The sequence below is a fragment of the Streptomyces pinistramenti genome (assembly GCF_020564935.1).
Taxonomy (GTDB): domain Bacteria; phylum Actinomycetota; class Actinomycetes; order Streptomycetales; family Streptomycetaceae; genus Streptomyces; species Streptomyces pinistramenti.
This window is the reverse complement of the sequence record NZ_JAJCXB010000006.1, coordinates 18,051-37,714: the sequence shown is the minus strand read 5'-3', so window position 1 is coordinate 37,714 and position 19,664 is coordinate 18,051. Positions and strand designations below refer to the sequence as shown.

Here is a 19,664-nt window from a genome sequence, read left to right as displayed (position 1 = left end):
TGCCGGCTACTCCCGCCCGGCGGAGGTGAAGGACATGTCCGCGTACCGCGCCCCCGCGACCTTCCCGGCGATCGGCGCCAGCCGCGCCAACTCCTCGTCGGTCAGCCGGATGCGGGTGGCGGCGGCGTTCTCCTCGACCCGGGTGCGCTTGCGGGTGCCCGGGATCGGCACCACGGCAAGACCGTGGACGGCCGCCTGCTGCTGCACCCAGGCCAGGGCGATCTGACCGGCACTCGCGCCGTGCGCGGCGGCGACGGCACGGACCGGCTCCAGCAGCGCGGCGTTGGCCGCGGCGTTGTCGCCGGTGAACCTCGGCTGCTGCCGGCGGAAGTCGCCGCTGTCCAGCTCCTTGTCGGCGCTGACGAACGAGCCGGCCAGGAAGCCGCGGCCGAGCGGGGAGTACGGGACGAAGCCGACACCCAGTTCGGCGGCGGCCGCCACCACACCGTCCTCGACGTCGCGGCTGAACAGCGACCACTCCGACTGCAGCGCCGCGATCGGGTGCACGGCCTGCGCCGCGCGCAGTTCACCGGCGGTCACCTCGCTGAGCCCGAGGTGCTTGACCTTCCCCTCGGCGACGAGTTCGGCCATCACCCCGACCGTCTCCTCGATGGGGACGCGCACGTCGCGCCGGTGCATGTAGTAGAGGTCGATGACGTCCACGCCCAGCCGCCGCAGGCTGCCTTCGACGGCCCGGCGGATGTAGGGGGCGTCGTTGTGGATGATGCGCCGCTGCGGGTCGGCCGGATCGAAGGACAGCGCGAACTTGGTGGCCAGCACGACCTCGTCGCGGTGTGCCCGGACGAACGGCGCGATGAACTCCTCGTTGGCGCCGTCGCCGTACGCGTCGGCGGTGTCGTAGAGCGTCACGCCCAGTTCCAGGGCCCGCTCCAGCGTCGCCCGTGCCTCGTCGGGGTCGTCGGTGGGCCCGTAGGCGAAGCTCATGCCCATGCAGCCCAGGCCCTGCACGCCGACCCGCGGGCCGCCGGTGCCCAGTTCGACCGTCTCGATCTTTTCGTTACCCATGAACCTCAGAACCTTTCGGACGCCCGACGGGCATCGGCATAGATATCGATCTTGCAGTCGAGCACGGTGAGCGTGCCCTCAAGCTCCGCGATGCGCCGCCGCACGTCCTCGCGGTGCGCGGTCAGCAGCCGCTCGCGTTCGCTGAAGGTGCTCTCGCCCGCCCTGACCAGCTCGGCGTAGCGGACCATGTCGGCGACCGGCATTCCGGTCAGCCGCAGCTTGCCGACCAGGCTCAGCCAGTCCAGGTCGCGGTTGGTGAACCGGCGCTGCCCGGTGTGCGTACGGTCGACGTGCGGCATCAGCCCGATCCGCTCGTACCAGCGCAGGGTGTGCGCGCTGAGCCCGGTGATCCCGGACACCTCGCTGATCGTGTACTGGTCCCTGCCGGCCGGCAGGGGATGCGGCCCGGCCGTCACACAACCGCGTCCGTTCCCCCGCAGGCCACCGGCCGCATCCCCCTGGCCGGTCACCGGCTCGCTCTGCGTCACCGTCATGCCGCGTCTCCCCTGTGTCGGCGGTCGATCCCTCTCGACGTGGTCAACGCTAGAGGCTTCGAGTGCACTCCAAGCAAGGCCGGACTTGACCGGGATTTGGGGCCCGGGGCAGGTCCGCACGCCGGACCGGACTCCGCGGCAGCGCCCTGGAAGCCCGGCGTTAGGCTCGACCCATGCAGAGCCTGCGGATGATCGAGACCTGGCCGGTGCCCCACGCTGCGGCCGCCGTCGTACGAGCCGACGGCGGCGTGGCCGGATCGTACGGCCCCTTGGACCGCCGCTTCCCGCTCGCCTCCGTCACCAAGCCGCTGGCCGCGTACGCCGCGCTGCTGGCGGTCGAGGAGGGCGCGGTCGAGCTGGACGATGCGGCCGGTCCCGAAGGCGCCACGGTCCGTCATCTCCTCGCGCACACCTCGGGCCTCGCCTTCGACGAGCCGCGCGCGATGGCCGCGCCGGGCACCCGCCGGATCTACTCCAACGCCGGCTTCGAGGCACTGGGCGCCCACATCGCCGAGGCCACCGGCATCCCCTTCCCGCAGTATCTGCACGAGGCGGTGCTGGAGCCGCTGGGGATGACGGCGACGGAGCTGGCCGGTTCGCCCGCCAAGGACGGCATCTCCACCGTCGCCGACCTGGCCTCCTTCGCTGCCGAACTCCAGGCGCCGCGGCTGCTGGCCGCGCAGACCCTGGCCGAGGCGACGGCGGTGGTCTTCCCCGGCGTCACGGGCGTCCTGCCCGGCTACGGCCACCAAAAGCCCAACGACTGGGGCCTGGGCTTCGAGATCCGTGACGGCAAGTCGCCGCACTGGACGGGCAGTTCGTCGTCCCCGCGCACCTTCGGGCACTTCGGCCAGTCCGGCACGTTCCTGTGGGTGGACCCGGAGGCAGCCGACGGCGCCGGCGCCGCGTGCATCGCGCTGACCGACCGGGCGTTCGGCCCCTGGGCGGTCGCCGCCTGGCCGCCGCTGACCGACGCGGTGCTCGCCGAACTGCGCCGGGCGTAGGACGGGCCCAACGGCCCGGCGCATACGGGCAGGAAGGGAAGGACCGGACGGCCCTCAGACGTACGAAGCCTCCGGCCCCATCTCCCAGATGAGGCACTCGGCGGCCTCCGGGGCCGCGAGGTGGAGGCCGTCGGCGTCGGTGATCCGCGCCTCGTCCCCGGCCGCCAGCCGCTCCTCGCCCAGCACCAACGCGCCGCGCACCACCTGTACCTGCACCCGCGCCCCGTCCGGCACCGCGGTGCGCTCACCGGCCGCGAGCCGCCGCACGTGCAGCATCGCGCCGGCCCGCGGCAGCGCGTACGGCGTCCCGTCGGCGATCCCGCGCACCACTTCGTACTCCGGCTCCCCGCCGAACTCGACGGGCGCCAGCCACATCTGCACGAACCGCAGGGGCCGGCCGGCGTCGTTGCGCTCCACGTGCCGTACGCCGCCGGCCGCGCTGAGCCGCTGGAGGTCGCCTGGCCGTACGGTCGTCGCGTGTCCTGCGGAGTCACGGTGGGTCAGCTCGCCCTCGACGACCCAGGTGACGATCTCCGTCTCGCGGTGCGGGTGTTCGTCGAAGCCCGCGCCCGGGGCCAGCCGCTCCTCGTTGCACGCGATCAGCGCGCCGAAGCGGAGGTTTTCGGGGTCGAAGTGGGTTCCGAACGAGAAGGCGTGCAGCGTCTCGATCCCGGCATCCGGATCGCCGCCACGGTAGCGTTCCTCGCCTCTGCGCACCTGAATCATGGAGCCACCGTAGCCCCGCCGCTCCACCTCCCCGCCCCGATAAGGCAGTCTTGTCCCGTGTCTGAACCCGCATCGCGCGCCCCTCATCCGCACCAGGCGACCCTTCGCCGGCTGGAGAAGTCGTCCGGCAAGCTGGCGGCCGCCGCCATTGCCCGCATGGACGCGCAGCTGCCGTGGTACCGCGCAATGCCACCGGAGAACCGCTCCTGGATCGGCCTGGTGGCACAGGCGGGCATCGCCGCCTTCACGGAGTGGTTCCGGCATCCCGAGACGCCGCAGGCCATCAGCACCGACGTCTTCGGCACCGCGCCGCGCGAGCTGACCCGGGCGATCACGCTGCGCCAGACCGTGGAGATGGTGCGGACGACCATCGAGGTCATGGAGTCCGCGATCGACGAAGTCGCGGCGCCCGGCGACGAGTCGGTGCTCCGCGAGGCACTGCTGGTCTACGCCCGCGAGATCGCCTTCGCCACCGCCCAGGTCTACGCCCAGGCCGCCGAGGCCCGCGGCGCCTGGGACGCCCGGCTGGAATCCCTGGTGGTCAACGCGGTGCTGTCCGGGGAGGCCGACGAGGGCGCGGTCTCCCGGGCCGCGGCCCTGGGCTGGAACTCCCCCGAACATGTCTGCGTGGTCCTGGGCACCGCTCCCGACGGCGACAGCGAACTGACCGTCGAGGCGATCCGGCGGGCCTCGCGGCACGCCAAGCTCCAGGTCCTGACCGGTGTCCTGGGCACCCGCCTGGTGGTGATCGCCGGCGGCTCGGACAATCCGCTCAAGGCCGCGAAGGCGCTGATCGGCCCGTACGCCGCGGGCCCGGTGGTGGCAGGCCCTGTGGTCTCCGACCTGCTGGCCGCGACCCGGTCCGCGCAGGCCGCCGCGGCCGGGCTGCGGGCCTGCGCCGCCTGGCCGGACGCGCCACGCCCGGTGCTCGCCGACGATCTGCTGCCCGAGCGCGCGATGGCGTCGGACCCGGTGGCGCGCGACCAGCTGGTGGAGGAGATCTACAGACCTCTGGAGGAGGCGGGTTCGGCGCTCCTGGAAACGCTGAGCGTCTATCTGGAGCAGGCCAGCAGCCTGGAGGGCGCGGCGCGGATGCTGTTCGTGCATCCCAACACCGTGCGCTATCGGCTACGACGTGTGACCGACGTCACCGGCTGGTCACCTTCCGACGTGCGCTCGGCATTCACCCTGCGTATCGCGTTGATCCTGGGGCGCCTGGCTGACGGTGAGGCCCAGCCCTAGACTTTTGTCGAACACCAACAATTCCCCCGATGGTTCTTCGTCCCTGTCCCCACGGGCGGGCGGGACCTCCCACAAGAGAGAGTGTGAGGGTGCTCGTACTCGTCGCTCCCGGCCAAGGCGCTCAGACGCCCGGCTTCCTGACCCCCTGGCTCGACCTCCCCGGTGTCGAAGACCGGCTCCGTGAGTGGTCGGCCGCCATCGACCTGGACCTGGTCCACTACGGCACGAAGGCCGACGCGGACGAGATCCGCGACACCGCGGTGGCACAGCCGCTGCTGGTGGCGTCCGCCCTGGTCTCCTCCGGGCAGCTGTTCGCCACGCCCGATGAGTTCACCGCCCGCGTCGGCGCGGCCGCCGGGCACAGCGTCGGCGAACTGGCCGCCGCCGCCTGGACCGGCACGCTGACCGAAACCGCCGCCATGACGCTGGTCCGCAGGCGCGGGCAGGCGATGGCCGAGGCCGCGGCCGTCACCGAGACCGGCATGGCGGCGCTGCTGGGCGGCGACGAAGCCGTCGTGGTGCCGCACCTGGAGCGGCTGGGCCTGACCGCGGCGAACGTGAACGGCGCGGGCCAGATCGTCGCGGCCGGCACCGCAGAGCAGATCGCCGCCCTGGTCGAGAGCAAGCCGGAGGGCACCCGCCGGGTCGTCCCGCTGAAGGTGGCCGGCGCGTTCCACACCCGCCACATGGCGCCCGCCGTGACGGCGCTGGAGACCGCGGTCGCCGAGCTGACGGTCGCGGACCCGCACACCCGCTACGTCTCGAACAGGGACGGCCAGGTCGTCGGCTCGGGCCAGGATCTGGTGCAGCGGCTGGTGGGCCAGGTGGCCAACCCGGTGCGCTGGGACCTGTGCATGGAGACGTTCAAGGCGCTCGGCGTCACCGCGATCATCGAGGCGGCCCCGGGCGGCACTCTCGTGGGCCTGGCCAAGCGCGCCCTGCCCGGTGTGCAGACCCTCGCCCTCAAGACCCCCGACGACCTCGACACGGCCCGCACGCTGATCGCCGAGCACCGCTCTCCCGCCGCCCCGTCGGCCGAATAAGGAGCCCGAAGCGCATGACCTCGAAGATCAAGCCTGCGAAGGGCGCCCCGTACGCGCGGATCATGGGCGTCGGCGGCTACCGTCCGACCCGTGTGGTGCCGAACGAGGAGATCCTCAAGCACATCGACTCGTCCGACGAGTGGATCCGCTCGCGCTCGGGCATCGCCACCCGGCACTGGGCGGGCCCCGATGAGACGGTCGCCGTCATGTCGGTCGAGGCGTCCGGCAAGGCCATCGCCGACGCCGGGATCACGCCCGAGCAGATCGGCGCCGTGGTCGTGTCCACCGTCTCGCACTTCAAGCAGACCCCGGCCATCGCGACGGAGATCGCGCACCGCATCGGCGCGGGCCGGCCCGCCGCCTTCGACATCTCCGCCGGCTGCGCGGGCTTCGGCTACGGCCTGACCCTGGCCAAGGGCATGGTCACCGATGGATCGGCCGAATACGTCCTGGTCATCGGCGTCGAGCGGCTTTCGGACCTGACCGACCTGGAGGACCGTGCGACGGCCTTCCTGTTCGGTGACGGCGCGGGCGCGGTGATCGTCGGCCCCGGCAAGGAGCCCGCGATCGGCCCGACCGTGTGGGGTTCGGAGGGCGACAAAGCCGAAACGATCAAGCAGACCATCGCGTGGGACGCGTATCGTACGTCGCCGTTGCCCGGTGGCAACGGCCCGGATGAGCGCACCGCCCCGGAGGAGATCCGCTACCCCGCCATCACGCAGGAGGGCCAGGCGGTCTTCCGGTGGGCGGTGTTCGAGATGGCGAAGGTCGCCCAGCAGGCGCTGGACGCAGCCGGAGTCAGCCCGGACGACCTGGACGTCTTCATTCCGCACCAGGCCAACATGCGGATCATCGACTCGATGGTGAAGACCCTGAAGCTGCCGGAAAGCGTCACGGTCGCACGTGACGTGGAGACCACCGGCAACACCTCGGCCGCCTCCATTCCGCTCGCCATGGAGCGGCTGTTGGCGACCGGACAGGCCAAGAGCGGCGACACCGCGCTGGTCATCGGCTTCGGGGCGGGTCTCGTGTACGCCGCGACGGTCGTTACCCTCCCCTAGGCAAGATCTACGCAGCGCCGTCCGTCGTCGGATGTGCCGGATGCTGTACAGAGCTTCACCACATCACGCAGTTTTTCCTCTAGAGCACCAAGGAGCGCCATCATGGCCGCCACTCAGGAAGAGATCGTCGCCGGTCTCGCCGAGATCGTGAACGAGATCGCCGGGATCCCCACCGAGGACGTCAAGGTGGACAAGTCCTTCACCGACGACCTCGATGTCGACTCGCTGTCCATGGTCGAGGTCGTCGTTGCCGCCGAAGAGCGCTTCGACGTGAAGATCCCGGACGAGGACGTCAAGAACCTCAAGACCGTCGGCGACGCGACCGAGTACATCCTCAAGCACCAGAGCTGATCCAGCTCCTGCGCATGTCGCCACCCCGCGGTGGCGCCGTATTCAGACCCCTCTACCCGTGGAGTAAGAATTCCTGTGAACGCGACCAATCGCACCGTGGTCGTCACCGGTATCGGCGCAACCACACCGCTGGGTGGCGACAGCGCTTCGACCTGGGAAGCCCTGCTCGCCGGCCGGTCCGGTGTGAGCAGCCTCGACGAGGACTGGGCGGCCGAGCTGCCGGTCCGCATCGCCGCCCGTGCGGCCGTCGACCCGACCGAGGTCATCGCCAAGCCCCAGGCCCGCAAGCTGGACCGCTCGGCGCAGTTCGCGCTGATCGCGGCCCGCGAGGCCTGGGCGGACGCCGGTTTCACCGCCAAGGCGGGCGAGGACACCTCCGTCGACCCCGACCGTCTCGGCACCGTCATCGCCTCCGGCATCGGCGGCGTGACGACCCTGCTCGGCCAGTACGACGTGCTCAAGGAGAAGGGCGTTCGCCGCGTCTCCCCGCACACCGTGCCCATGCTGATGCCCAACGGCCCGTCCGCCAACGTCGGCCTGGACGTGAACGCCCGCGCGGGTGTGCACACCCCGGTCAGCGCCTGCGCCTCCGGCTCCGAGGCCATCGGCTACGCCATCGAGATGATCCGCACCGGCCGTGCGGACATCGTCGTCGCCGGCGGTACGGAAGCGGCCATCCACCCGCTGCCGATCGCCGCCTTCGGCAACATGATGGCGATGTCGAAGTCCAACGACGACCCGCAGGGTGCTTCCCGCCCCTTCGACACCGCGCGCAACGGCTTCGTCCTCGGTGAGGGCGCCGGCGTGATCGTCCTGGAGTCGGCCGAGCACGCGGCCAAGCGCGGCGCCAGGGTCTATGCCGAGGCCGTCGGCCAGGGCATCTCCGCCGACAGCCACGACATCGTGCAGCCCGAGCCGTCCGGCAACGGCATCGCGCAGGCACTGCGGAACCTGCTGGACAACAGCGACCTGGACCCGGCGGAGATCGTGCACGTCAACGCGCACGCCACGTCGACCCCGCAGGGCGACCTCGCCGAACTGAAGGCGCTCCGCAAGGTCTTCGGCGACGACACCGACCACATCGCCGTGGCCAGCACCAAGTCCATGACCGGCCACCTCCTGGGCGGCGCGGGCGGCATCGAGTCGGTGGCGTCGATCCTGTCGGTGTACCACCGCGTGGCACCGCCGACGATCAACATCGAGAACCTCGACCCCGAGATCGACGTGGACGTCATCCAGGGCGAGGCCCGCAAGCTGCCCGCCGAGGGCCGCATCGCCGCGCTGAACGACTCGTTCGGCTTCGGCGGCCACAACGTCGTGCTGGCGTTCCGCACGATCTGATCCCGGCCCGCTGACGTACGAGGGCCCGCCCGGTCGCATCGCCGACCGGGCGGGCCCTCGCGTCATCAGCGCAGACGTTCAGCCGCCGAAGCTGGCGTGGTAGGCGGCGGCGCCGTCCTCGTCGCCGTGCCCCTGCTCCTCCGCCCGGCGGAACCGCTCGGCCGCCGCTGCCGCCAGGTCCATGCGCACCCCGGCCGCTTCGGCGGCTTCGGAGATCAGCCGAGCGTCCTTGCGCGCCGTGGACACCGTGAAGCTCGCCGGGTACGCGCCTGACAGGATCAGCTCCGCCTTCATCCGCAGGTAGGGCACGTCGAGCGGGCCGTCGGCGACCGCGGCCAGGAAGTCACGCGGCTCGACGCCGAGCCCTTCGGCGAGCGCGAGCGCTTCCCCCGCGCCGCTGACGAGCGTCAGCACCCAGCTGTTGGCGACGAGTTTGAGCCGGCTGCCGGCGCCGTTCGCGCCGTCCTCACCGACCCACTGGGTGGCCCGCCCGATGACGTCGAAGACCACGGCCGCCCGCTCCCTGACGTCCTGGGGCCCGGCCGCCAGAATCGTCAACTCGCCCTTCTCCGCGGGCGCTTTGGTGCCGAGCACCGGCGCGTCGACGAACCGCAGGCCGTGCTCGCGGGCGAAGTCGGCCAGCGGCGTGACCTCCTCGATGCCCGTGGTGCTCATCTGGAGCCACAGGGTGCCCGGGGTCAGCGTGGGCGCGGCCTGCCGCAGTGCGTCGAGGACGGCAGGACCGTCGAGCAGCATGGTGAGCACGACGTCCGCGCCGTCCACCGCCTGTTCCGGGCCGTCGACGACGCGGATACCGTCGGCGGCCAGCGGTTCGGCCTTCGCGCGGGTGCGGTTCCAGGCGCGCACGTCGAGTCCTGCGGCGGCGAGATTGCGGGCCATCGCCGTGCCCATGATGCCGGTGCCGAGCACCGCAACCGAGATGTTGTCAGCCATGCACACAAACTAGAGCGTCGAGTGCACTCGAAGTCGGCAGGCGGTGGCGCGCCGGGCGTCAGACGACCTGGTGGAGCCAGCGCACCGGGGCGCCCTCGCCGGCGTACCGGAACGGCTCCAGTTCGTCGTCCCAGGGCTTGCCGAGCAGCTTGGAGACCTCGGCGGCCAGTTCCGTCTCGCCGTCGGCCGATCTGGCCAGGGCGGCGCGCAGCCGGTCCTCGGGGATGAGGATGTCGCCGTGGATGCCGGTGACGGCGTGGAAGATGCCGAGTTCGGGGGTGGAGCTGTAGCGCTCGCCCTCGGCCTTGGCACAGGGCTCGGCCGTCACCTCGAAGCGCAGCAGGTGCCAGCCGCGCAGTGCGGAGGCGAGCTTGGAGGCGGTGCCGACGGCGCCCTGCCAGGAGAATTCGGCTCTCCAGGTGCCGGGGGACGCCGGCTGGCGGATCCAGTCGAGGTTGACGCGTACGCCGAGGACGCCCGCGACGGCCCATTCGACGTGTGGGCACAGCGCGCGCGGTGCGGAGTGGACGTAGAGAACTCCACGTGTCGTCACCGGGACCTCCAGTGCGGTTCGAGGTTCGCCTTCCCCAGCGGCCTCGTGCCCGTTCCGGTTGCGGCCGGGACAGTTGTTGACATTCTGCCCCAGTGATCACTTCGGCACCAGCATGCCAGGTGACCTACAGTAAACACCATTGGGCCCAATTTGCCGTAAAACGGACAGGAAATGACGGGATGGAATGCGTTTGCGCCGACCGTACGTACCCATTCGGGGCATCGCCGGCGCGGCACAGAGCAGAGCTGTCCCGCAGCACCGGCCGGGGGGTGACGTACCGTCGGTACCTGAAGAGATATCACCCGGGCGCCGGAGGGGACAGGGGATGAGGAAGATCGGACGGCCGTTCCGCCACCGGCTTACACGCTCCGCACTCCGGTCGGCAACGCCCGTGGTCACGGCGGCCGCGCTGCTGTTCTCCCTGGCCGGATGCAGCGACGGCGGCAACTCCGCCGCCGCGCGGCCCGGCCCGGAGGTCACCGCACCGTCCGTGAAGCCGGCGCCGGTCTGGCGCACCGACCCGGGCTCGATCGCCGCGCTCGGCGACTCCATCACCGTCGGGTTCGACGCCTGCACGGTGCTCTCCGACTGCCCCGAGGTCTCCTGGTCCACCGGGACCTCCCCCAAGGTCGACAGCCTCGCCCGGCGGCTCCTGGAACACCCCGCGCGGCACAGCTGGAACTACGCCAGGACCGGCGCCCTGATGAGCGATCTGCCGGACCAGGTGGACGCGGCCAAGGCCCGCAGGCCCGAGCTGGTGACGGTGCTGATCGGCGCCAACGACGCCTGCCGCAGCGACGTACGCGCCATGACGTCGGCCGCCGCCTACCGCGCCGACTTCGCGCGCGCCATGAAGAAGCTGCGGCGGGCGCTGCCCCGGACCCAGGTGTATGTGGCCGCGGTGCCCGACCTGCTGCGGCTGTGGTCCGAGGGGCGGAAGAACCCGCTCGGCAAGCAGGTGTGGCAGCTGGGGATCTGCGGCTCGATGCTGCACGATCCGGACAATCTGACGGAGCCCGCGGTCAGCCGGCGCGAGAAGGTGCGCGACCGCGTGGTGGCGTACAACGAGGCGCTCAAGGACGTCTGCGCCGAGGACGCGCTGTGCCGCTTCGACCGTTCGGTGTTCGACTACCGCTTCACCGAGCGGCAGCTGAGCAGCTGGGACTGGTTCCACCCGGGCACCCGCGGCCAGGAGGAGCTGGCCGCGCTGGCGTTCCGGACAATCACCGGGCGGGCGCCGGAGGAGTAGGTCCGTCGAGCGGTGGACCGGCGCCTCCCCTAAGGGGGCGGGTCCTGAATGTCATCCCGTGGCGCGACGTGTCCGCCGGTGGGTGGCTCAAGGATGGAGGAGACCGTTCTGACGTCTGTTTCGGGGAGATTCCACGCCATGGCCCACCTTCGTATGTCCCATCTTGCCCTGTCCTGCGCGGCGTTGGCCGTGCTGACGGCCGGCTGCTCGATGGACACGCTGGGGCCGTCCAAAAAGGCGGAGCGCACGTACACGGTCGACGGGGAGGTCACCTCGGTGGCGGCGGACACCGCCGGCGGGACGATCGAGATCGTGCCGCTGGACGAGGGCGGCCAGGTCAAGGTGACGGAGAAGTACGAGTACACCGGCAGCAAGCCGCATCCCACGCACACCGTCAAGGACGGCCGGCTCGGCCTCACCGCCAAGGTGTGCAAGGGCATGGGGGCGAGGTGCACGGTGAACTACAAGGTGCTGGTGCCGCGCAAGGCCGCCGTCGATCTGCGCACCAGCGGCGGCGACATCAAGGTGAGCGGCACGTCCGGGGCGATCGACGCGGAGACCAGCGGCGGGGACGTCACCCTTGCCGGCTGTGCGTCCAGGAAGGCGAAGGTCAAGACCAGCGGCGGCACCGTGGACGCCGCCTTCACCGCAGTGCCCGACGACGTATCGGCCGGCAGCAGCGGCGGCGACGTCACGGTCCGGCTGCCCAAGGGCACCTACGCGGTGGACGCCACGACCAGCGGCGGCGACCGGAAGGTGTCCGTGACGACGAACGAGTCCGCCGCGCACAAGGTGGCGGCGCACACCAGCGGGGGCAATGTGTCGGTGGTGCCGGCCTCTTGAGGCAGCGGGCCCCGGGGCGGTCCGGGGCCCGCTGCTCGCCAGGTCCTGACGACACGACCTAGCCTACGGTGATCCTCGCCGTCAGCCTGCGGTCGGCCACGCTGTGCGCCGCCTCGACGGTGTAGTCGCCCCTGACGAGGCGGCGGGCGCCGGAGGTCTCGTCCCAGATCTCGAACATCTGCCGGGGCAGGACGATTTCGGCCTCGACGCTCTCGCCCGGCGCTGCCTGCACGGCCGCGAATCCGGCCAGCCACCGGACCGGCCGGGCCGCCTCCCGGCCGGACGGCACGGCGTCGGCCGATCCGGCGGCGGGCGCCAGATAGATCTGGACGACCTCGCGCCCGGCCCGTCCCCCGGTATTGCGCAGCCTGACCCGTACCGAGTCCGGGGTGGTGTCCAGCGATTCGTACTCCCAGTCGGTGTAGCCGAGGCCGTGGCCGAAGGGGTACGCCGGGGCGGCGTTGGTCCGGTCCCAGGCCCGGTAGCCGATGAACAGGCCCTCGGAGTAGTCGAGTCGGCCATCCTCATCAGGGGTGACGCGGGTGACCGGGGCGTCCTCCAGGCGGGCGGGCCAGGTGGTGGGGAGCCGGCCGCCGGGCTCGGCGGCGCCGAACAGGACGTCGGCCAGCGCGGCGCCGGCCTCCTGGCCGGGGAACCAGCTCAGCAGCACGGCGGGCACCTGCGCGCGCCACGGAAGCTCCACCGGGGAGCCGGAGTTGACGACCACGACGGTGCGCGGGTTGGCCGCCGCGACGCGGGCGACCAGCTCGTCCTGGCGGCCGGGCAGCCGCAGGTCGGCGCGGTCGAAGCCCTCGGACTCGACCTCTTCGGTGGTGGCCACGACCACCACCACGAGATCGGCTCCGGCCGCCGCGCGGACCGCCTCCTCGATCCCGGCGTCCGGCGCCGACTGCGGTTCGGCGTGCCCCAGGGAGAAGTTCAGCGCGTCCATGTCGTCGCCGAGGCCCAGGCTCCGGGGCACGAACCGCAGCGTGACGTCCACCTGTTCACCGGCCGTGAGCGGCACCTCCACCCGCTGCTCGACGGGGTGCATGAACGCCTCGAACGGGTCGCTGCCCTCGGGCGCGCAGTGCGCGTCGAAGCGGACCTGGCCGGCCACGGTCAGCCGCAGCGTGCCGGTCCCGGAGACCGCGAGGGTGTGCCGGCCCGAGACCTGCGGAGTGAACGTGCCGGTCAGCTCGACGGCCGCCAGCTCGGCGCGGCCGACTCCCTCGGGGTAGCTGCCGATCACCTGCACCTTGCCGTCGGACTGCGGCGTCTCGGCGAGCGTCCGGCCGTCGGCGGTGAGGTAGCGGGCGCGCAGGGCGAAGCCCGTACGGGCGTGCGGGACGCGGCTGCGGGGCTCGGCGCCGACGGCGTAGGTGACCTGGACGCCTTCGGGCAGGGCGGCGCGCAGGCCCTCCAGGGGCGAGACGACGGCCTCGGGGAAGACGGTCGCCGAGCCGCCGCCGAGTACCCGGGCGTCCCGGGCGGCGGCGCCGATGACGGCAACCGTGCGGACGGCGGCGGGGTCGGCGGGCAGCACCGGGCGGCCGCCTGCCACCGGCTCGTTGCGCAACAGGACGAAGGAGCTGCGGGCGATCTCGCGGGCCACCGCGCGGCCGTCGATGCCCTGCGGCACCCGCGCCGGGTCGACGGCGGCCGGCACCCCTTCCAGGCATCCCGTACGGGCCGCCAGCAGCAGCACCCTGCGGACCGCCGCGTCGACCGCGGATTCCGCCACCTCGCCGGCCCGCACGGCGGCGGCCAGCCGGTCGCCGAAGACCGTGCGCGGCCCCGGCATGGCCACGTCCAGGCCGCCGTTCAGCGCACGGACCGTGTCGCGGGCCGCGGTCCAGTCGGAGACGTTGACGCCGTCGAATCCCCAGCTGCCGCGCAGGACTTCGTTGACGAGGTGGTGGTGCTCGGTCATCGTCGCGCCGTTGACCTGGTTGTAGGCGGTCATGATGCCCCAGGGGCGGGCGTTTTCGACGATGTGCTCGAAGGGGGCGAGGTACAGCTCGTGCAGTGGGCGCGGGGCGATGCGGTTGTCGACGGTGAGCCGGTCGGTTTCGGCGTCGTTGCCCACGAAGTGCTTGACGGTCGTGCCGACGCCGCCTTCCTGGACCCCGCGGACGTACCCGGCACCGATCACGCCGGTCAGGTGCGGGTCCTCCGAATAGCTCTCGAAGTGGCGGCCGCCCAGGGGCGAGCGGTGCAGGTTGACGGTCGGCGCGAGCAGGACGTGCACGCCCTTGCGGCGGGCCTCCTGGGCGAGCAGATGGCCTGCCGTGCGGGCCAGTTGCGGGTTCCAGGTGGCGGCCAGCGCCGTCGGGCTGGGCAGCGCGACCGAGGGGTCGGCCGCGCTCCACTCCCGTCCCCGTACCCCGACCGGGCCGTCCGACATGACCAGCGACGCCAACCCGATCTCCGGGACCGCGGGCAGCGTCCACGCGTCCTGGCCGGACAGCAGCCGGGCCTTCGTGTCGAGGTCGAGCGCGGCGAGGGCCGTCTCGACCGCGGCGCGATGGACGGCGTCCCGGCCGTGGGCGGACTGCGCGTCGGACTGCCGGTCGTGGTCGGTCATGCATCGCTCCCTGGGACGGGTCGGGCACGTGGTGGCCTGCATTCTGATGCGGTCACCGTGTACCCGGTAGGTGTCGTCACCCATTCGTTACCCGCAGAGGTGAGGCGCACACGGGCAGAGCGGCGGTGCGGCCTGACTTCCGGCAGCGGTACGGGAGTTACCCTCGGCCGATGACTGCTGCACGGGACGAGGGCGCGCCGCGCGGGGACCGGCCGGGTAGGCGGCGGGGCGGCGGGCGCGAGGCGCAGCGGGCCGAACGGCGCGGGGCGATCCTCCAGTCCGCGATGGAGCTGATCGCCGAACGCGGCTACCGGCGCACCTCCTTGGCGGCGGTCGCCGAGCGTGCCGGGCTCACCCAGCAGGGCCTGCTGCACCACTTCCCCACCAAGGAACTGCTGCTGGTCGGCGTCCTGGAGGCGCGGGACCGCTGGGATGCGGCGTCCGCGGCGGCCAACACCGGCCCCTGGCGCACGCAGGCCCTCGCGCAGCTCGTCGACTACAACGCCACCCGGCCCGGCATCGTGCAGACGTACACGGTCCTGTCCGCCGACAGCGTCACCGAGGACCATCCGGCCCGCGGCTTCTTCGAGTCCCGCTTCCGGGCCGTACGGGAGTCCATGGCCGCCGCGCTGCGCGCCGAGTTCGGCGACCGGCTGCCGGCCGGCCTCACCCCGGAGCAGGCGGCGACGCTGCTGGTGGCCGTGATGGACGGGTTGCAGCTCCAGTGGCTGCTCGATCCGGAACAGGTCGACATGCCCGCGTCCTTCCGGGACTTCCTGGCCCTCCTCGGGGCGGGCGGAGCCGCCGCCCCGTCCGGTGGGTGACCGGCGTCTGGGCACCCGGGCCCCTACCGTCCCGGCGCCCCCACCGGCTTTACTCGCCGCATGAGACACCTATGCACCAGGCTGGGCGCGCTCGGCGTCGCCCTGGCCGCCGCCGTCCCCCTCTCCCTGACCGCTCCGGGCGCCGCCACCGCGGCATCCGCCGCCCGCTCCGGCCCCAGGGCCGCGGCGTCCGTCGAGGAGGGGCGGCTGGCGCAGGACGTCCCCCAGGAGATCCTCCGGCGCAGCGGATTCGACCGGTGGCAGCGGGAGTTCGCGCGCGGCCTGAAGGGGCTCGGCACCTACGGGGAGAGCCGGCGGTACGTGGCACGCGAGGGGCGCACGCTGTGGCACCGGGCCGTGCGGCGGGCGCAGGGGCGCGGGCCCGCGGGCGGCGATCTCAGCCGGGACGACGACCGGCCGCTGTACTGGGCGCGGCTGGGCATGACGAAGGAAGTGCGGGACTGGCGGCCGGACTTCGGGCTGAGTCCGGCGCAGCGGACGGCCCTCATCGCGGCGCTGGAGCGCGGCTCGCGGGGGCAGGACACGATCGGCCTGCCGCCCGGCAAGAAGGTGCTGCGGGTCGTGGTGACCGGCTTCGACCCGTTCCAGCTGGACGACGACATACGGCGCAGCAACCCGTCGGGGGCCGCGGCGCTCGCACTGGACGGGACGACGGTGCGTACCGCGTCGGGGCGTCCGGCGCGCATCGAGGCGGCCGTCTTCCCCGTGCGGTGGGACGACTTCGCGGCGGGCACCGTGGAGCGCACGCTGCTGCCGCAGCTGCGCAGGGGCCCGCGGCAGGCCGACCTGTTCACCACGATCAGCCAGGGGCGGCCGGGGCGGTTCGACGTGGAGCGGACCAACGGGGCCTGGCGGGGCGGCTACCCGGACAACGCCCGGGTGTCGCGGACCGGCATCGTGCCCGTTCCGGCCGGGGTGCCGACCGTGCGGCCGCAGCCGCAGTGGACCACCACCAGCCTGCCCTACCGGCGGATCGTCGCGGCCACGACCGGGCCGTATCCGGTCGTCGACCACACCGCGGTCACCGAGGTACCGGCGGGCGGCGGCGCGCCCGTCGAACGGCCGGACGGCCCCACGCCGGGCTCGACGGCCCGCGCCGGGGGCGGCGGCGACTACCTGTCCAACGAGATCGGCTATCGGGCGACGCTGCTGCGCGATGCCGTGCGGCCGGGCCTGGCGGGCGGCCATCTGCACACGCCGGTGCTGGAGTTCGGGCCGGGGAACACCGATCCGGCGGGCGGCCGGGTCACCGATCCGGTGTTCGTGCACAACCGGGTCGCGATCACCGCGCAGGTGCGGCGGATCGTGACGGTGGCGGCGTCCGCGGTGGCGGGCGACGGGTGACGGGCCCGGCAGGCACGGGGGGCGCCGTGACGTCCTGCCGAACTCGCTCATCGGGCCCGCTGACCAGGCCACTTGGCCACTTGTCCACAGGCCGGAGCGGGCCTGCGGCGGGCCGTGCATGATGGCTGCATGATCCTTGCGGCAGCACAGTTCATCCCCGGTCCTGGCGACATCGAGGCCAACGCGGCGCGGATGGCCGCGCTCGTCACGGAGGCGGCCGAGCGCGGCGCCGGCCTGGTGGTGTTCTCCGAACTCGCGCTCCTTCATTACGACTTGGCAGTGATAGCCGCCGACCCGGAAGGGATGGCCGTCACCCCGGACGACGCCCGGCTTGCACCCGTACGGGATGCCTGCCGGGCGGCCGGGATCGCGGCGGTCGTGAACGTCGCGGCCCGCGCCGATGGGGGCGGCCCGTCGCAGGCGCCGACGATCGGCTCGTTCGTCTACGGTCCTGACGGCGCCCTGCTCACCCGCTACGACAAGCGGAACCTGTCCGACACGGAACGCCAGGTGTTCGCCCCGGGCGCCGCCGACGGGCGCTTCACCCTCGGCGGGATCCGGTTCGCGCTGGCCACCTGCTACGACAGTGCCTTCCCCGACGTGGCCGCGCGGGCCGCGGCGGACGGCTGCCGGGTGTATCTCGCCAGCGCCTTCCACAGCGAGCCGGAGGGCCTGGACACGTACCCGGTGCTGGCGCGGGAGCACGATCTGCACGTCGTGCTCGCGAACGGCGCGGGTGCCGGTTCCCCTGGCCGCTCCGTGGGGCTCAGCGGCGCCTGGCTGCCGAGCGGCGAGCGGGCGGCGACCGCCGGCGACGGGCGTGCCGTCCCCGGTGGCGCGGCGGACGCGGCGGAACTGGTGCTGACCGACGTCCGCGACCGCATCACGCTGATGGCCGACCCGGCCGTGGCCGCCGTCCCCGTCCAGGAGTGCGGCGAACCGCTGGTGGACCTGCGGGCCGAGGCGCCCCAACTGCTGCTGCCCGAGGGCCAGGAGGACGACGGGGCATCCGCCCACCTGCGCTCCGGGGTGCTGCGCCGGCTGCTCGCGGCGCAGGAAGCCCTGCCGGACGGACTGCGGCTGTGCGTCGTCGAGGGGTACCGCCCGCTGTCCCTCCAGCGGAAGTATTTCGAGCGGTACCAGGAGAAGCTGCGGGCGGCGCGGCCCGGCCAGGACGCGGCGTCGCTCCAGGCGGCCGCCAGCCGCTTCGTCTCACCGCCGGAGATCGCGCCGCACAGCGCGGGCGGCGCCGTCGACCTCACCCTGATGACCGCCGACGGCGCCGAACTCGACATGGGAACACCGGTCGACGCCTCGCCGGAAGAGAGCGACGGCGCCTGCTACACGGCAGCACCTGGCCTGACCCCGGCCGCCCGCGCCAACCGACGGGTGCTGAGCGCCGCACTGTCCGCCGCGGGCCTGGTGAACTACCCGACGGAGTGGTGGCACTGGTCCTACGGCGACCGCTACTGGGCGCTGGCGACGGGCGCGGAGCGGGCGGTGTACGGGCCGAAGGAGCTGGGGCGGTGAGGGGCCGGCGCTGCTCGGCGACGCGGACGTACGGGAGTGACTGGACGCGGGCACGGCCGCGCGGGCGGTCCGGCACGCGCTGCTTGAGCACCACACGGGCCGGTCGCACCGCCCCGGCTCCGGGCGGCAGTGGGCGCGGGGGAGCTGGTGTTCACCGTCGGCGCGCCGGCCGGCCCCAAGTCCCCGGCCCGGTAGGAGATTCCGCCCGAGCCGGCCGCCCGCGCCGCAGTCATCGTGACGGGCTCCCCGGCCCAGGCCGGCCCGTACGGCACCGGGCATCTCCTGGGCCCGGCTCCGCTGACCGCGCTGGGCGCGGTGCCGGCGGGCTGCGCTCCTGGCCGCAGCGGCGCCGACCAGCTCACGCTCTTCTCGTCGGTCGGCCTGGCGGGCACGGAGGTCGCGGTGGCGGCCGCCGTGGTGCGGGCGGGAGAGGAGGCGTAGGGCCGTTCCGGGAGCGGGGGGCGACGACGGAAGCGGGCCGGGTGCGGGACCGGCCGGGATCCGGACCCGGCGCTCACGCACCGGCGCCGCCCGCCCCTCCCCCGGCTCGCTCCCCCGCTCACTTCCCCAGCAGCGCGTCCAGTTCGGCCAGGGTCGGGTAGGAGGGCTGGGCGCCGGGCTTGGTGACGGCCGCGGCGCCGACGCGGACGGCGAAGCGGGCGGCGTCGGGGAGGCTGTCGCCGCCTGCGAGCCGGGTGGCGAGGGCGCCGGTGAAGGCGTCGCCCGCGCCGGTGGTGTCGACGGCCGCGACCTTCACACCGGGCACCTCGTGCGTCCCCGCCGCGTCCAGGACCAGCGCGCCGTCGCCGCCGAGGGTGACGACGACGGAGCGGGCGCCCAGGTCGCGCAGGGCGTACGCCCAGTCCCGCGGCGAACCGTCGGCGGCCTGGGACAGCAGCCGTGCCTCGTGCTCGTTGACGACCAGCGGGTCGGCGACGGCGAGGAGTTCGGGCGCCAGGCGGGCGGGGGCAGGGGACGGGTTGAGGACGACGCGGGTGCCGGTGTCCTCGGCGGTCGCCGCGGCCGCCCGCACCGTCTCGACGGGGGTCTCCAGCTGGAGGGAGAGGACGGCGGAGGCCGCGATGGTGTCCCGCGCCGCCGCCACGTCCTGCGGGGTGAGGGCTGCGTTGGCGCCGGGCGAGACGACGATGCTGTTGTCGCCGTCCGGGTCGACGATGATCATCGCGGTGCCGGTGCGGGCCGCGTCGTCGACGATGACCGGCGTGACGTCCGTGCCGGCCTCCTGCTGCGCGGCGAGCAGCAGCGTGCCGTAAGCGTCGCCGCCGACCCGGGCCAGCAGCCCGACCCGGCTGCCGATCCGGGCCGCGGCCGCCGCCTGGTTGGCGCCCTTCCCGCCCGCCGACTCGACCAGATCGGTGCCGAGCACCGTCTCGCCCGCGCCGGGCCGCCGGTCCACCCGTACCGTCAGATCCGCGTTGGCCGAACCGACCACCAGGACGTCGTACATGCG

General features: G+C 73.1%; 19 protein-coding genes. 12 read left to right on the top strand and 7 right to left on the bottom strand.

What is annotated here, in order from left to right; all coding sequences use genetic code 11:
- Positions 1 to 6 precede the first annotated feature (6 nt).
- Both LIU39_RS06320 and LIU39_RS06315 read right to left on the bottom strand, forming a co-directional pair.
- On the bottom strand, positions 7 to 1,026 hold the full coding sequence (locus tag LIU39_RS06320; RefSeq protein ID WP_227045540.1) for an aldo/keto reductase: 1,020 nt from the start codon (positions 1,024 to 1,026) through the stop codon (positions 7 to 9).
- A 5-nt stretch (positions 1,027 to 1,031) separates the two neighbouring features.
- A complete protein-coding gene (locus LIU39_RS06315) occupies positions 1,032 to 1,520 on the bottom strand; it encodes a MerR family transcriptional regulator (RefSeq protein WP_227045538.1) in 489 nt (162 codons plus the stop codon).
- Positions 1,521 to 1,693: 173 nt separating this feature from the next.
- Here LIU39_RS06315 and LIU39_RS06310 point away from each other — a divergent pair, with 173 nt between their 5' ends.
- Positions 1,694 to 2,524, top strand: coding sequence for a serine hydrolase domain-containing protein (locus LIU39_RS06310; RefSeq protein WP_227045535.1), 831 nt, complete (start codon positions 1,694 to 1,696; stop codon positions 2,522 to 2,524).
- Positions 2,525 to 2,578: 54 nt separating this feature from the next.
- Here the strand turns inward: LIU39_RS06310 and LIU39_RS06305 are convergent, their stop codons facing one another.
- Complete coding sequence (locus LIU39_RS06305; RefSeq protein WP_227045533.1) at positions 2,579 to 3,250, bottom strand: pirin family protein; 672 nt, start codon at positions 3,248 to 3,250, stop codon at positions 2,579 to 2,581.
- A 57-nt stretch (positions 3,251 to 3,307) separates the two neighbouring features.
- Between LIU39_RS06305 and LIU39_RS06300 the strand changes: the two genes are divergently transcribed.
- The 5 genes from LIU39_RS06300 to LIU39_RS06280 all read left to right on the top strand — a co-directional run bounded on the left by LIU39_RS06300 (position 3,308) and on the right by LIU39_RS06280 (position 8,288).
- A complete protein-coding gene (locus tag LIU39_RS06300) occupies positions 3,308 to 4,492 on the top strand; it encodes a PucR family transcriptional regulator (RefSeq protein ID WP_227045531.1) in 1,185 nt (394 codons plus the stop codon).
- Positions 4,493 to 4,581: 89 nt separating this feature from the next.
- Positions 4,582 to 5,535, top strand: a complete 954-nt coding sequence (locus LIU39_RS06295) for an ACP S-malonyltransferase (RefSeq protein WP_227045529.1) — start codon at positions 4,582 to 4,584, stop codon at positions 5,533 to 5,535.
- Between the two features lie 14 nt (positions 5,536 to 5,549).
- A complete protein-coding gene (locus tag LIU39_RS06290) occupies positions 5,550 to 6,596 on the top strand; it encodes a ketoacyl-ACP synthase III (RefSeq protein WP_227045527.1) in 1,047 nt (348 codons plus the stop codon).
- A 102-nt stretch (positions 6,597 to 6,698) separates the two neighbouring features.
- Positions 6,699 to 6,947, top strand: a complete 249-nt coding sequence (locus LIU39_RS06285; protein WP_227045525.1) for an acyl carrier protein — start codon at positions 6,699 to 6,701, stop codon at positions 6,945 to 6,947.
- Positions 6,948 to 7,022: 75 nt separating this feature from the next.
- Positions 7,023 to 8,288: a beta-ketoacyl-[acyl-carrier-protein] synthase family protein gene (locus tag LIU39_RS06280; protein ID WP_227045523.1), complete on the top strand. Its 1,266-nt coding sequence runs from the start codon at positions 7,023 to 7,025 to the stop codon at positions 8,286 to 8,288.
- Between the two features lie 78 nt (positions 8,289 to 8,366).
- On the opposite strand, the gene LIU39_RS06275 is transcribed toward LIU39_RS06280, so the two are convergent.
- Complete coding sequence (locus tag LIU39_RS06275; RefSeq protein ID WP_227045521.1) at positions 8,367 to 9,242, bottom strand: NAD(P)-dependent oxidoreductase; 876 nt, start codon at positions 9,240 to 9,242, stop codon at positions 8,367 to 8,369.
- Positions 9,243 to 9,300: 58 nt separating this feature from the next.
- Positions 9,301 to 9,795 carry a DUF3145 domain-containing protein gene (locus tag LIU39_RS06270; RefSeq protein ID WP_227045519.1) on the bottom strand — a complete coding sequence of 165 codons (495 nt, stop codon included), beginning with the start codon at positions 9,793 to 9,795 and terminating at the stop codon, positions 9,301 to 9,303.
- A gap of 325 nt (positions 9,796 to 10,120) precedes the next feature.
- Here LIU39_RS06270 and LIU39_RS06265 point away from each other — a divergent pair, with 325 nt between their 5' ends.
- Complete coding sequence (locus tag LIU39_RS06265) at positions 10,121 to 11,044, top strand: SGNH/GDSL hydrolase family protein (protein ID WP_227045517.1); 924 nt, start codon at positions 10,121 to 10,123, stop codon at positions 11,042 to 11,044.
- Positions 11,045 to 11,182: 138 nt separating this feature from the next.
- Positions 11,183 to 11,887, top strand: coding sequence for a DUF4097 family beta strand repeat-containing protein (locus tag LIU39_RS06260; protein WP_227045515.1), 705 nt, complete (start codon positions 11,183 to 11,185; stop codon positions 11,885 to 11,887).
- A gap of 58 nt (positions 11,888 to 11,945) precedes the next feature.
- Here the strand turns inward: LIU39_RS06260 and LIU39_RS06255 are convergent, their stop codons facing one another.
- On the bottom strand, positions 11,946 to 14,474 hold the full coding sequence (locus LIU39_RS06255; RefSeq protein WP_227045513.1) for a beta-glucosidase family protein: 2,529 nt from the start codon (positions 14,472 to 14,474) through the stop codon (positions 11,946 to 11,948).
- Between the two features lie 170 nt (positions 14,475 to 14,644).
- On the opposite strand from LIU39_RS06255, the gene LIU39_RS06250 reads away from it, so the two are divergent.
- The 4 genes from LIU39_RS06250 to LIU39_RS06235 all read left to right on the top strand — a co-directional run bounded on the left by LIU39_RS06250 (position 14,645) and on the right by LIU39_RS06235 (position 18,634).
- A complete protein-coding gene (locus LIU39_RS06250) occupies positions 14,645 to 15,298 on the top strand; it encodes a TetR family transcriptional regulator (RefSeq protein WP_264482463.1) in 654 nt (217 codons plus the stop codon).
- Positions 15,299 to 15,358: 60 nt separating this feature from the next.
- Positions 15,359 to 16,663: a PA0049 family protein gene (locus tag LIU39_RS06245; RefSeq protein WP_227045511.1), complete on the top strand. Its 1,305-nt coding sequence runs from the start codon at positions 15,359 to 15,361 to the stop codon at positions 16,661 to 16,663.
- Positions 16,664 to 16,792: 129 nt separating this feature from the next.
- Positions 16,793 to 18,193, top strand: coding sequence for a nitrilase-related carbon-nitrogen hydrolase (locus LIU39_RS06240; protein ID WP_227045509.1), 1,401 nt, complete (start codon positions 16,793 to 16,795; stop codon positions 18,191 to 18,193).
- A gap of 198 nt (positions 18,194 to 18,391) precedes the next feature.
- Positions 18,392 to 18,634, top strand: a complete 243-nt coding sequence (locus LIU39_RS06235; protein WP_372463819.1) for a hypothetical protein — start codon at positions 18,392 to 18,394, stop codon at positions 18,632 to 18,634.
- A gap of 118 nt (positions 18,635 to 18,752) precedes the next feature.
- Here LIU39_RS06235 and LIU39_RS06230 read toward each other — a convergent pair whose 3' ends face one another.
- Positions 18,753 to 19,661, bottom strand: coding sequence for a ribokinase (locus LIU39_RS06230; RefSeq protein WP_227045504.1), 909 nt, complete (start codon positions 19,659 to 19,661; stop codon positions 18,753 to 18,755).
- Positions 19,662 to 19,664: the final 3 nt, after the last annotated feature.